General features: G+C 45.9%; 8 protein-coding genes. 6 read left to right on the top strand and 2 right to left on the bottom strand.

Features of this window, described 5'->3' with window-relative positions; genetic code table 11:
• The first annotated feature begins 344 nt into the window (after positions 1-344).
• The 3 genes from H5647_RS10510 to H5647_RS10500 all read left to right on the top strand — a co-directional run bounded on the left by H5647_RS10510 (position 345) and on the right by H5647_RS10500 (position 2594).
• Complete coding sequence (locus H5647_RS10510; protein WP_162926356.1) at positions 345-1148, top strand: hypothetical protein; 804 nt, start codon at positions 345-347, stop codon at positions 1146-1148.
• A gap of 81 nt (positions 1149-1229) precedes the next feature.
• Positions 1230-1793, top strand: a complete 564-nt coding sequence (locus tag H5647_RS10505) for a DUF3833 domain-containing protein (RefSeq protein ID WP_045858423.1) — start codon at positions 1230-1232, stop codon at positions 1791-1793.
• A 93-nt stretch (positions 1794-1886) separates the two neighbouring features.
• Positions 1887-2594, top strand: coding sequence for a DUF3313 family protein (locus tag H5647_RS10500; RefSeq protein WP_045858421.1), 708 nt, complete (start codon positions 1887-1889; stop codon positions 2592-2594).
• Between the two features lie 117 nt (positions 2595-2711).
• On the opposite strand, the gene H5647_RS10495 is transcribed toward H5647_RS10500, so the two are convergent.
• Both H5647_RS10495 and H5647_RS10490 read right to left on the bottom strand, forming a co-directional pair.
• The gene (locus tag H5647_RS10495; RefSeq protein ID WP_052692000.1) at positions 2712-5438 is read right to left on the bottom strand and encodes a glycoside hydrolase family 9 protein; all 2727 of its coding nucleotides are present in this window, start codon (positions 5436-5438) and stop codon (positions 2712-2714) included.
• A 672-nt stretch (positions 5439-6110) separates the two neighbouring features.
• A complete protein-coding gene (locus H5647_RS10490) occupies positions 6111-7334 on the bottom strand; it encodes an ISL3 family transposase (protein ID WP_045858420.1) in 1224 nt (407 codons plus the stop codon).
• A 109-nt stretch (positions 7335-7443) separates the two neighbouring features.
• Here H5647_RS10490 and H5647_RS10485 point away from each other — a divergent pair, with 109 nt between their 5' ends.
• The 3 genes from H5647_RS10485 (at position 7444) to H5647_RS10475 (ending at position 13884) form a co-directional block, all read left to right on the top strand.
• Entirely contained in the window at positions 7444-10572 is a 3129-nt protein-coding gene (locus H5647_RS10485; RefSeq protein ID WP_045858418.1) for an error-prone DNA polymerase, read from the top strand.
• Between the two features lie 238 nt (positions 10573-10810).
• Positions 10811-13375 (top strand): glycoside hydrolase family 3 protein, encoded by a 2565-nt coding sequence (locus H5647_RS10480; protein ID WP_045858416.1) that lies wholly within the window; start codon positions 10811-10813, stop codon positions 13373-13375.
• A gap of 95 nt (positions 13376-13470) precedes the next feature.
• The gene (locus H5647_RS10475) at positions 13471-13884 is read left to right on the top strand and encodes a GFA family protein (protein ID WP_052691996.1); all 414 of its coding nucleotides are present in this window, start codon (positions 13471-13473) and stop codon (positions 13882-13884) included.
• Positions 13885-13952: the final 68 nt, after the last annotated feature.

Below are 13952 nucleotides of genomic sequence, written 5' to 3'. Positions count from 1 at the left end.
GCTGCTCAAGACCCTTCTTTACCATAACTACCGGCAAACACTCCCCGTAACGCCCAACACTATGACGGTCTCCTATAGGAGTTATCGCTCATTGCTATCAAAACCTTTTGATCATAACCAAACGTTCTACACTTAATACGCTAGGAGTTGGCTGAAGGGTCGTTCCGTTCTTATGCTAAATAGATGTATTGGCACAATAACGGAATTGAAACATGCGACACGTGGGTTGCCTGATAATTATCACAGTGATAAGCCTTTATGTCGGTGCCGAACCTCTAAAAGCGTGCGCAGACATTCACTGCGATTGCACTGCCCTGCCATCAGAATCTTGGCAAAGAATATGTTTGATAAAAGAACGCGATTTACGTAAAAAATGTGCGCAAGAAGGCATTCAAGTACTCGGCTTCTGCTCAATACACGGCCCCGCCGCAACACGCTTACCACTAAGCCTTAATGTAGGCTCAACGACACCGAATCAATCCAATGCCATAAAACTTCTCCATTACAAGTTTGCCTCCATATATTGGGCCATGTATAAAGATTTAGACTTTATTGAAAAGCAAATTGAAAACAATCAGTTTTCGATGGCAAGCCAACGATTAAGCGTACTCCAGATTAATACTGAAAATTTATTCTATTTACAAAAGCAATTAACCGCACTTCTCACCAAATCTGGAAACCCAAATGAAATTGGAAAATCGTGGCGAAATTTTGCCGACGACACAGACCTTATTAGTCGTCGATTAAACCTTTATGGCGAAAAGAGATTTCAAGACACAATACGTACAGAGGTACGCACTGAAACGCTATCAATATTAACGGTTTTACTCATTACTTCAGGCGATATTCTAGAGCAAGTTGGTTATGCCTACTCCCAAGCTGGCGAGTTTTTGCTATCGGCAGAATCGTGGAAAAAATCAGCAGACACATCCACAAAAATAATCGCCATTTATACACAACTCGACAACACAGAAGAACTCATTTATCACCGATATCAAGCTTCCACAAGACTTCATCGTGCCAGCTATAACTGGAGTCTGGGCGAAAATAAGCGAAAATCGCAGGAAGCGCTCTCTGAATCTCAAGGTTTTATGGACAACCACGACGAGCTTAAACCTCTTTTACATGATCAATCATTAGCGCAATAGAGCAACAACCATCCAAATCTACACTTAATACGTAATAACGGGGAATTAACCTTTCTTTTCCTAACGATTAGTCCAAATGCTATGTCACTCATCCAGTACAGCACACGCTTCCTTCTAATAATCGCGGCACTGGCGATTACCTCCTGCTCCAACGTTACTCTTGAGGAGTACGCTCAAAATACGCCATCACTTAACGTACCCCACTTTTTCAACGGAAAACTTACCGCTCACGGGGTAGTCAAGAATCGCTCAAACAAAGTGATTCGTTATTTTAATGCAACTATAGACGCCAGCTGGAACAATCAAGGTGTCGGCATATTAGATGAATACTTCATTTTTGACGATGGCGAAAAACAACAAAGAATATGGACCTTAAGCCCACTAGGGAATAATCGATACAGCGCAAGTGCCAACGATGTTATCGGTGAAACCGTATTAGCCGCTAAAGGAAATGCACTGTTTTTCAAGTACACGTTGATGGTTCCGTATAACGACGGTCATATAAACCTTAACGTAGACGACCGCATGTATCTCACCAATGAATCTACACTTATTAACGAATCCACGTTAACCAAGTTTGGTATTACCGTAGGCAAGGTAACGCTCACAATAATCAAACACTCTTCCTTTGAGCTGCATAAATAACCGGCCATAAAAAAATGGCAACCCTTACACCACCTTAGCAACGCCATACTTTGAACAAGTTAGTCTATAGTATAAATTTAAGAATCCATCGTGATGCCTACCTACTGGTTACCATCCGCTGGACAAGTACCGACAGTGATCACACCGTTTAACCAAACAAAGCAGCAACAGGAGCTCTCTATTTTTTTACGAAAATCAGCCCACTTTACACAGAATTGCTATCGAGACATTCTAGCCACAATACTGGTTTTTGCTGCTATTACTGCGAATGCTCAGCAAGATACGACAATCACCTATGTTCGACCGGGTGTCGAATTCAGCCAGTTCACACAGTTTATTATTACGCCTTTAGATGTATCGGATATGAAATTAGTGCCTCCACCTTGGGTTAAAAGCCCCAAGAAAGGTCAGTGGGCTTTAAGTGATGAAAGTACACGTTTTATACGAGGACTTTACATTTCAAGTATCACCAAAGGAATACACAGCGGAGGAAAATTTAACGCCGTTACGGTTCCCACTGCGCAAACAATTCAGCTTGATATAAAGATATCGCGATTAACACCTTGGACCCCTAAAAACGACAACACTGAAACGCTGGGTTCTGGAGAAATAAAATTCGAGGCCGCGTTACGCGACGCTCTAACGGGCGATCTTATTGCTATCATCGAAGGACAGCAGCAAGTAGGCTCCAATTACCAAGAAAATACGCGCCTAACAAAAGAACATAATCTACAGAAGCATTTTGAAGGTTGGGGCAAAAAACTAAGCGACGCATTGTCTCGCCAGCACCAAAAATTGTAATCTTACGTACCGCAAACGACGGCTACTTTCCGTAAGCACACACAAAAACCGGCTCCCATAAGGAGCCGGTTTTTCGTCACTTTTTAAATTGTAAATTATGCGTTACAACGGTATTAATTATAATACGCTACACGTTGGCGTTGACAGATTACCGTCTGAACTACCCTGCATACCGAAGCTAGTCGTTTGACCCGCGCCGACATTACCATTCCAACTAATATTTGACGCAGTCACAACATTACCCGACTCAGAAACATTTACGTTCCAGCTGCCGGTGACCTGTGGGTCTTCACCAAAATCAAGCTCTAACGTCCAAGACGAAATAGCACTACTACTGCCATTCTCGACGTCAACATTAATCTGATAGCCACTACTCCAACTATTCATATAACTTACAGAACACGTAACAAGATTAGGCGTAGCCGTGGGTACGGGTGTAGGCGTAGCCGTGGGTGTAGGCGTAGCCGTGGGTGTAGGCGTAGCCGTGGGTGTAGGCGTAGCCGTGGGTGTAGGCGTAGCCGTGGGTGTAGGCGTAGCCGTGGGTACGGGTGTAGGCGTAGCCGTAGGTACGGGTGTAGGCGTAGCCGTGGGTACGGGTGTAGGCGTAGCCGTAGGTACGGGTGTAGGCGTAGCCGTAGGTACGGGTGTAGGCGTAGCCGTAGGTACGGGTGTAGGCGTAGCCGTAGGTACGGGTGTAGATTCACACTCACTTATAACACCACCGCTACCACCTTGGTCTTCACAGGTTGTTCGGCCAATACAGCTTTGTTGATTTTCCCATCCCCAGCCACTGTCTTGGTTTTCACAAAGCGGTCTAGGGTCATCTTGATACCACTGACACACTTCTTCGCACTGCCCTGGAGGTGATGTTGGTGCGGGCGTTGGCGTGGGCGTTGGCGTGGGCGTAGCCGTGGGTGTAACCGAGGGTACTGGTGTGGGTGTCACTGTAGGTACCGGCGTGGCCGTAGGTGTTGGTGTTGCCGTAGGTGTAGGTGTTGGTGTTGCCGTAGGTGTAGGTGTTGGTGTCGCTGTGGGTACCGGTGTTGGTGTTCCCGTTTGGTTCGCGTAATCATCATAAAACGCGAGCACCCACGCTAAAGCACTGTTCCAGTTAATCGTTATTTCATTGGTCGACCACGATTCAATATTGTCCATATAACAACTTGCCGGTATAGATTCGCACCCACCTAACGCACTAGCTGCAGTGTCATCTTCCAACCCATCGTTCGGGCCACCCGATAAAGCGCCAGGCGGCAACCATGGGTAGCTGCTACTTAAAGCGCCCGCCCAAAAGCGGTGATGCGGCTGCGTTAAGGCATCTTCACCATGCCCAGAGATATAAGAAAATGACAATGTGTTGTTACCAAAAAGGTAATCCATAGCTTGTGTAAACGCTTTGGCGTAACTGTCGTTGCCAGTAAAATCATAAGCCAAGGCAATTAAAGCCATTTTGTTCGCAACAACATTATTGGAACCCCAATAATATTCTTCATCCGTAGAAGGCACCATGTACCCGTTCGAATTAATAGTGGCCACGTGTAAATCGGCAATTTCAATGATTTTGGTACGGGCCATGTCGCGTAAACTAGCCGTATTAGCACCGGGTACTATTGCTAACGACATCAAGCCGGGAATGGCTGTGTCGGGCCATGCCCAATCGGTCAAAACCACTTCGTAACTGTTAATAGTTGGTAAGTACTGGCTATCACCTGTCGCGAGATAAAGTTCTGCTGCAGCCCAGAAAAACTCATCGGCTGCATTCGCATCACCATAACCACCGCCGCCGCTATCGTACCCACCCTCATAAACATCATTAGGGTTTTGCTCTGCCGCGCTCCATGCCGTTTGCGCAACACTTAAACACTCATTAGCAAAAGCTGCGTCAATTTCAGCAAATAGACGCGCACACTGAGCGCCTGTCGCCGCAACGTTCAAGGTGGCGGTTACGCTCGGTGGCACCAATGCTCGCTCATTGGAATCTTCATGAGGTGCTAGAGGTAAACCCGTCCAGCCCACATCATGCATTTTATGGTGCACCATTCCAGCTTTATTCTCGCCTTCGGGCACCTGCATAGCCATCATAAATTCCATTTGCCAACGCGCTTCATCCAGAATATCGGCAACACCGTTACCACTTTCTGGAATATTCAGCGTACCATCGGCAAACTTATTCGCACTATTGCTAATATGTAACGCGCGCTCGTACATATTAAGTAACTTCCAAACAGAAATACCGCCATTGACGACATATTTTCCGTGATCCCCTGCGTCATACCAACCTTTGGTTACGTCTAAGGCATAATTACAACCACTATCTGCCCAACACGGTACGGCAAAGTCACCTTGGTTAGAGCCTTGATTTAAATGGCCCGCAGGACGAGCCCACTGAGCATCAGCCGCGTAACTACCGTTACCGCCACCGGTGTACTGTGTTTCAATTTCAATACCTGAACGGTTATGGTAAAAATAACGAATAGCGTCATACATTATCGGTGAAAACGCATCCGCAGCTATGTCGAAAGCGTAACTTTCATCACCCCCTACATGCAGTGTAAAACCAGAACCGGTCACACTCGCAGAGGAGAAATTAATATGATGAACATTGTCGCCGGAAGCGGCGTCTACACCTTGCGGGTTGGTGGTGCCATTTGCGACCACGTTACCATTTTGGCGTAATTCCCACGTTTGAGCGGTATTTGAACTCGCTTTATAACTCGCTATTTTCGCGCTATTCGGTGTATACCCCACCTGATTAACGCGCGGGTTCCCCGTTTCAGCATACAAATAATTGCTTACTAGCAGCGTAACCGCCACAAATAAACAACGACGTAATAAATTAGGCATTACATTCTCCTGGAGTGTTGATATTTAGTTTTATTAAATTTTTACCACTCACTTTCCAGTAAAACCCCAACGCTACTTCACCCATAAAAATTATTTTCACAGGAAAACGTTACTTATTGAATTTAAACTAGAAAATATTTTGACAAAATGAACAGAGATTCGAACTGACGAAAAAGTGGATACAAGGATTAATCTGTCACACGTATTTATTTTTATTTTTTGCGACAACAAACAATCCACACAGTAGCATGTGTAATTATTTTAAATATTAACCTTTAAGGTTATTCATTTAACTTATGAAAACCGATTACTATGGCGATAATTTCATTTAAAGAACACCACACCCTCTCTATTCGCCGCGCATTATAGGCCATTCGCAAATCAATAGCTTAAATTTTAAAATTTGATTGAGACCTATCGCACCAATTAAATGGCGTAATTCAAACGACTTATTTGTCGCACTATTTATTCTGCGTGCAGAACGCTTCACGGCTGTCCGAGCCCCACAACTCCACGTTAAAAAGACCTTATCCCCACTGATGTCACGTACAACATCCCGAGCCGACGCTACGCCATAATGTATGCAGCAATAAGAGGTACCTCCTTCCTACATTAAAAGAAAACCAAACCCAAGATAACTGTCTATTTATGGGCCTTCCCCTATTCGGGTGGCTAGATTTCTGGCATCAGGTCCAGCCCGCCGAGATGAAATAAAATTGCAGCCTTAAAACGGGCCTTATTCCTAAAACCTTTCGCTTTTACTTTTAGCATTTTTATTCTGCTATTTATACTTTCTGCACCAGCATTATTCTTTTTATTTACGATGGCGTTTATTATCCCCCATAGATTCTTCTTTATGCTTTTAGCTACCGATTTTATAGGATTGAGGCGGCTTCTTATCGCCCAGCTGTACCATTGCTTCCAAGCTTCTTCAGCCCATATACGATCATCATAATTCCAGAGCTCCATGGCATACTCCTTTATCGCCCATGCGCGTGCAGTCTTCTTTGCTACAACGCTTAATGTTGAAATCTGTACAGAATGAATATCCTTTAGATTTTCACGTGATCTCAGCCATGCAAATTTCGATCTATGGAGCTCTAGCTTGTGTTGTTGCGCGACCATATTGGCTTCACTTTTACGAACACTATTTAGAGCCTTATTTAAGTCCATCGCAACATGGAACCTATCAAAACATATCGCTCTTTCCCAGTGAGGAATATACTCTTTGGTGGCATAAATATAGGACGGACTCATATCCATACTAATCGTTTCAACTGATTGGATTTGCTTGTCACTTAATCCTGTAAAAAATGCGTTTAAACTCGATTTTTTGCGATCTTCTTGGACATCTATTACATGCCCATGATCATTAGAAACAATGGTCACATATTCATGTCCCTTTTTGCTGCAGACCTCATCGACAGCTAGGTTTTGAATATGTAGATGAGACCGTCTTTTTAGGCCTCGCTCTACAGCCCGCTTCATTATTCCATCGGCAGCATTCCAGCTAAGCGCCAGCTTCTTACTGACGGCATTAATACTCGCCTCTTGAAGCCAGGAGATTACATAAGCCTCAAACATCAAGGTGAAACTTGATCGCTTATCAGCCCAGGGGATATCAGCTTGCAATACACCGTGCGTGCGACATTTAGAGCGAGGGATATTCGCGTGAACGAGAGTGCGAAATTGACAGCTATCGAGATGGCGCCATGTTCTTGTTCTGGTGTCATGGCGACTACATCTGGATTCACACAAAGGGCAGGTTAAATGTTTGTCGCAATCGTATTCAACGTGGACGTGAACGGTGTTGTCACGCTCATCTAGCTGAACTGATTCGACAAACCAAGGAGAAGAGATTGATAATATTTTTTCGTAAAGAGAAAGCTCGTCCATCACTGAAAACCAAGAAATAAAAGGCTGGGATTCTAGGGGAGTTTATTAGGAAAGGCTAGAAAGCCACCTGAATAGGGGAAGACCCCTATTTATACAGTATACTTACCCTATGATCTACGCTCAATTATTCAGTCTCAGCAATTACACCTTTCTTCGTGGCGCCTCACACCCGCACGAACTGGTTACCCAGGCCTCCAACCTTGGCTATAGTGCTATGACGATAAGCGACGAGTGCTCTCTTGCCGGTATTGTAAAAGCATGGGTAACGGCCAAAGCATTAGGCATACCCCTTGTTGTCGGCAGCTATTTTCGTCTTTCAAATGGCCTACAGCTGGTTGTTTTAGCACCAAGCAATATCGCTTATGCGGAATTAAGCGGTTTTATAACACTGGCACGTCGCAGAGCACAAAAAGGCGACTACGAAGCCCATTTCGACGATTTAAGGTTTCGCTTACAGCACTGCTTTATCATCTGGTTACCTACGCCCCCTAGCAACGACGACGAGACTAAAACACTCAGTAACAACGCCGAAGCCCTAGCAAAGGCTTTCAAACAACGCCTTTGGATTGGCGTCAACTTTGAGTTCGGCGGTGGCGAACAGGTAAACTTTGAGTATTGGCAACAATTAAGCCTCGCTCATATTATTCCTCTGGTCGCTTGCCCACGGGTCATCATGCATAGCCCAGAACGCAAAGCCCTGCACGATACACTGGCCGCAATTGCTTACAACACATCTGTCGACAAACTAGGTACAAGGTTAAACCCAAATGCTGAGGGGGCTTTAAAAAGCTATTACGAACTGACCCAACTGTACCCTCAAGCCTTACTCGATGAAACTCACTCAATTGCCGCGCAATGCTGTTTTAGTTTAGATGAACTGCGTTACCAATACCCACAGGAACTTGTACCCGACACCATACCGCCTATCCGTCATTTACGTAATTTAGTCAATCACGGAAAACAACAACGCTGGCCAAATGGTACTCCAATATCGGCCGAAGCATTGTTACAAAAAGAATTGGCGCTTATAGAAGAACTTCGGTACGAATATTATTTTTTAACCGTTCACGATATTGTGCGCTTCGCTCGATCGAAAAATATTCTTTGCCAAGGCAGAGGTTCAGCCGCTAATTCGGTTGTCTGTTACTGTCTCTTAATTACCGAAATAGCCCCAGGGCAAATCAATGTATTATTTGAACGTTTTATTTCAAAGGAGCGTAACGAGCCGCCCGATATTGATGTGGATTTTGAGCACCAACGACGCGAAGAGGTTATTCAATATATTTATGCAAAATATTCTCGGCAACGCGCGGCACTTGTCGCCACGGTTATCAGTTATCGATCGCGCAGCGCCATTCGTGATGTAGGAAAAGCGTTAGGGTTCGAGCCCGCATTCATAGAGCATTTATCAAAATCATTGGCAGGATGGGGCAGATCAAGCGATTTAGCTCAACGTATCGAGACAGCAGGTTTACAATTTCAACAACAAAAACTACAGCTATTTTTTAGTCTAGTCGAACAGATAATAGGGTTTCCTCGGCACCTATCCCAGCATGTAGGCGGTTTTGTTATCACCCAAAATAAAATAAGTGACTTGGTTCCTCTTGAAAACGCCAGCATGCCAGAACGCACTATTATCCAATGGGATAAAGATGACATAGAGGCGATGGGGTTACTCAAAGTGGACATTCTTGCGCTCGGCATGCTTACCGCATTAAAAAAATGCTTAACGTATGTCAGTCAATACACACCAATGATTCAATCATTGGCCGATATTCCTCGTGAAGATCCAGCCACGTATGACATGCTCTGCGCCGCAGACAGTATTGGGGTGTTTCAAATAGAATCGCGCGCGCAAATGTCCATGTTGCCGCGCCTACAACCACGCTGCTTTTATGATTTGGTTATTGAAATTGCCATTGTCCGCCCCGGACCTATTCAGGGCGATATGGTACACCCATACTTACGCCGACGAGAGGGCCTTGAGCCTGTTAGTTACCAAAGCCCCGAAATAGAAAAGGTTTTAAAACCCACGCTGGGCGTTCCTATATTTCAAGAACAAGCAATTCGCTTAGCCATGGTTGCAGCCGGTTTTAGTGGAGGTGAAGCTGACAACTTACGCCGAGCTATGGCCAGTTGGGGGAAAAACGGCAACCTTTTACAGTTTGAAGAAAAATTTATTCGCGGTATGACCCGCAATGGGTATTCGTTGGAGTTTGGGCAGCGCTTGTTCGAACAAATAAAAGGTTTTGGGGGTTACGGCTTTCCAGAATCCCATTCAGCGAGTTTTGCCCTACTCTGCTATGCCTCCTCATGGCTGAAATGTCACCATCCTGCTGCATTTTATTGTGCGCTACTTAATAGCCAACCGATGGGATTTTATTCCCCTTCACAGTTAATTCAAGATGCGCGCCGACACAAAGTACCGGTACGTCCTATTGATATCCATTACAGTGAATTCGAAAACACTCTAGAAGCGAGTAATAGCGACCTATCACCTTGGGCCCTGCGTTTGGGGTTTTGTCGAATAAAGTCACTCGATCAACAGAAAGCGGGTAATATTAGTATTGCCCGCAGAACGCAACCTTTTATAAGTATGGAAGATCTCGCGCAACGAGCAAGCCTTAACAGCGCCGATTTACAGCGTCTCGCTGCCGCTGATGCACTACACTCGCTTGCAGGTAATCGCCACCAGTCCCACTGGCAAGCCGCCGCAGTGGAACCTGAAAGCCCGTTATTAACCCCAGCCTCAAACCACTATTCTAACTTCAACATTCAAGAATCATTATTAACCCAAGCCCCTTCAATGGAGCAGGATGTAAGTCAAGACTACCAAACCACAGGACTAAGCTTGCGTGTCCACCCTATGGCATTATTACGAGAATCGCCACCGTTTAACCGCTGTAAAAAACAAAGCCAACTACACAGCCTTAGTCAGGGCCGGTTTGTACAAATTGTCGGTATCGTCACGGGACGGCAACGTCCCGGCACCGCCAAAGGCACACTATTTTTAACCCTTGAAGACGAAACCGGCAATATTAATGTCGTGGTATGGAAAAGTACTCAAGCACTTTTTCGCACGCCATTGCTCACCAGCCAATTACTTTTAGTCAAAGGCAGTATAGACATTAGTGACCCTACAAAACCTCATAGAGTTGTTCATGTTATCGCAGGAGAATTGATTGACTATTCAGATCGATTAAATAACTTTCGCGTTCACTCTCGAGACTTTCACTAAAGACCCATCTCGCAGGGCCATCCTGGATGGCCAAGTTAAAATATTTATCGCTCTCTCGTCCAAAATAAGTGGCGTTCTACCCTGCTCGCCGTCGTATAACAGCAGATCTGGCCGTAACGGAGTGCACTTGTTAACATAGGCCCCGATAAAAATAAAAACAACCCGAGCCACACCCCTGCCCATAATCCACGAAGCAGGGGCCATTAGTGAGCAGGGGTTCTCAAACTGGAGAGTATCCGTGATATCGAAAACGAGTTTTAACGCATTAACCTCTGCCGCATTGGTTACAGCCCTCTTATTTGGCTGCTCTCAAGGTAACAATAATGAGGCCACGAATAACGACGTAACGCCGCCTAAACTAACCGCCAAATGGCCCACAGTTTCGCTGCCAATCGCTTACAATCCCGAGGTAGAACAACAGATTCAGGAAATGGTTAGCGCCATGAGCCTTGAGCAAAAAATCGGTCAAATGATGCAACCGTCTATCGACCACGTCACCCCCGAAGATGTCACGCAATATTACCTAGGCTCCGTCTTAAATGGCGGTGGCATGTACCCCAACAAAGACCGTCACGCAAAAGCAGAAGATTGGATGACGCTCGCCGACGCCTACTGGGACGCGTCGCTGAATATGCCAGAAGGCGTACCCGCTATTCCTCTCATTTGGGGTACCGATGCCGTACATGGTCACAATAATGTTGTCGGCGCAACACTGTTCCCACACAACAGTGCATTGGGCGCCGCTAACAACCCCGCGCTGGTGAAGCGAATAGGCCAAGCCGTTGCATTAGAGGTAGTCGCAACCGGTATCGATTGGAATTTCGCACCCACCACCGCTGTCGCGAAGAATTTACGCTGGGGTCGCACCTATGAGAGCTTTAGCGAAAGCCCCGGTATAGTCGCCGAACTCTCGGCAGCAATGGTATTAGGGTTACAAGGCGAACCCAATACCACTAATTTCTTAGCCTATAACCACGTTATCGCTACAGCGAAACACTTTATTGGTGATGGCGCGACCACCCGAGGTGATGACCAAGGAAAAACAGAATTAACCGAACAGGAACTGATTAACCAGCACCTTACTGGTTACCTTTCCACGCTAAGCTCCGGTGCCCAAACGGTAATGGCCTCCTATAGCAGCTGGCAAGGCATTCCCATGCATGCGCATAACTATCTGTTAACCGATGTACTAAAAGAGCATCTTGGTTTTGATGGATTTGTTATCAGTGACTGGAACGCCATTGGACATGTTGAAGGCTGTACTCGCGATAACTGTGCCACCGCTATTAACGCCGGTGTCGACATGCTGATGGTTCCCGCCAAACCCGATTGGCCCAACATGATTACCAACACCATCGCACAAGTAAAGAGCGGCGAAATTGCCATGAGCCGCATCGACGATGCCGTAACACGGATATTGCGCGTGAAGGTACGCGCAGGCTTGTTTAAAGGGTTACGCCCCTCGTCTCGTAGTGCCTATACCCATGGGGAATACCTTTCTACAGGCTCACACAGAGGGCTTGCGCGTGAAGCCGTACGTGAATCTTTGGTGCTGTTAAAAAACAATAATAACCTGCTACCACTATCGGCCAATAAACACCTTTTAATCGCCGGTAACGCCGCCAACGACGTTGCTATGCAAAGTGGTGGCTGGACAATAAGCTGGCAAGGTGACGACACCAGCCCAGAAGATTTTCCCGCGGCCACGAGCATTTATAAAGGTATGCTTTACACTACACGCTCTGCGGGCGGTAAAGTCACTCTTAGCGAAACAGGCGATTATACCGAACGCCCAGACGCCGCAATTGTTGTTTTTGGTGAAGAGCCCTTCGCGGAAATGCGTGGTGATTTGGAGAATTTAAAAACGTTCGACTACAATCGACAGTACAGCGAAGCGCTCTCAATTTTGAAAAAACTACAAGCCGATGGCATTCCAACGGTATCCGTCTTTATTTCAGGCCGCCCCCGCCTTGTCACCAAAGAGCTTAACGCCTCAGACGCATTTGTTATGGCATGGCTACCGGGCTCCGAAGGCCAAGGCATTGCCGACGTATTGCTTGAGGGCGCAGACCCCGCTCACCCTTTTAAAGGGCGCCTTCCCTTCGCGTGGCCGTCTGAGCCTTGCCCCAATACCGATGGCAGCCTTAACAACCCATTATTTCCGTTTAGTTTCGGTTTAACTTATCAATCACAACAACAAACACCTGCCTTCGATGAAAACTACACCCCGTTTACCCATGGATGCGATTTACCCGAAACGCTCAACGACATAACCACTTACACGGTTAACAATGACGACTGGAAGCTCCATCTCGAACTAAAAAGCCTTGAAAAAGTTGCCGTTACCGATAGCACAACATGGCAAGGTTTAACGGCCTCTATCGTGCGCTCGGAGGCCCGTACATTTGAACAGATTGATTTGACGTGGAAAGACGCACCACGCAACAACGCCGTTTTGCAAGATGGTCTCGTGCATTCCATGGTACCCAATTTAGTGGCTGGTCATGCACTGACATTTGACCTCAATATCGCCCAAGCCGCCGATCAGAAAGTCTGGTTAAAAATGGAATGCGGACACCTATGCTCTCAACAGATAGACGTCACCCAAGCCTTAAAAACATTACCGAAAAACACTTGGAAAACGGTATATGTTCCACTTGAATGCGTCGCCAACCACCGTACAGACCTCGCGAAAATTAACAGTATTTTCCGTATAGATTCCTCCGGTAACTTTAATGTAAGCCTTAAAAATATCGCCGTAGGCCCAGTGTCAGGAGAAAACGCCCTTAATCTTTGCCAATAGTGGTACGGGTAGGTTGCCCCACATTTAAGTGCATCTCGCGCTCAAATGTAGGGCAACCTACCCGAACTTACACTCGTCATTAACGGAATAGAACCATGGAAGGACAATGCTTGTGCGGTCAAATACACTTTACCTTTGAACCTAATAATAACGTGGCGATGAATTGCCATTGTTCAATCTGCCGGCGATCACACGGCGCCAATTACGCGACGCAATTGTTTTCCAAAAAAAGTAGTTTGAATATCGTAAAAGGAAAGAACTTACTAAAAGAATTTAACTCTAGTACGTACGGTATACGCGTATTTTGTGGGCATTGCGGGTCGCGGCTGATGAACTATGCCGCAGAAAAAAGCGATTATATGAGTGTGGCTCTCGCTTGCATTACAACCGCGCATACTATTAAGGCAAGCGCACATGTTCAGGTTGCATCGAAAGCACCGTGGGTAACCCCCAACGAGAAGATTCCAAGCTTTAATGAATTCCCCGAAGATATCGGACAATATTTTTAAACAATACGTCTATAACGTAGAGTACGACGAGCCCACAAATGGGCCCTGTCGTACTCACAACTCATACT

Source organism: Teredinibacter purpureus, from assembly GCF_014217335.1.
Lineage (GTDB): Bacteria > Pseudomonadota > Gammaproteobacteria > Pseudomonadales > Cellvibrionaceae > Teredinibacter > Teredinibacter purpureus.
The sequence above is the reverse complement of the archived record's forward strand: the minus strand, read 5'-3'. Positions and strand labels throughout refer to the sequence as shown.

Bases quoted from the DNA above. Each gene is read 5' to 3' on its own strand.
- H5647_RS10505 (WP_045858423.1), top strand. From the start codon at position 1,230: ATGTCACTCATCCAGTACAGCACACGCTTCCTTCTAATAATCGCGGCA.
- H5647_RS10500 (WP_045858421.1), top strand. From the start codon at position 1,887: ATGCCTACCTACTGGTTACCATCCGCTGGACAAGTACCGACAGTGATC.
- H5647_RS10495 (WP_052692000.1), bottom strand. From the start codon at position 5,438: ATGCCTAATTTATTACGTCGTTGTTTATTTGTGGCGGTTACGCTGCTA.
- H5647_RS10490 (WP_045858420.1), bottom strand. From the start codon at position 7,334: ATGGACGAGCTTTCTCTTTACGAAAAAATATTATCAATCTCTTCTCCT.
- H5647_RS10485 (WP_045858418.1), top strand. From the start codon at position 7,444: ATGATCTACGCTCAATTATTCAGTCTCAGCAATTACACCTTTCTTCGT.
- H5647_RS10475 (WP_052691996.1), top strand. From the start codon at position 13,471: ATGGAAGGACAATGCTTGTGCGGTCAAATACACTTTACCTTTGAACCT.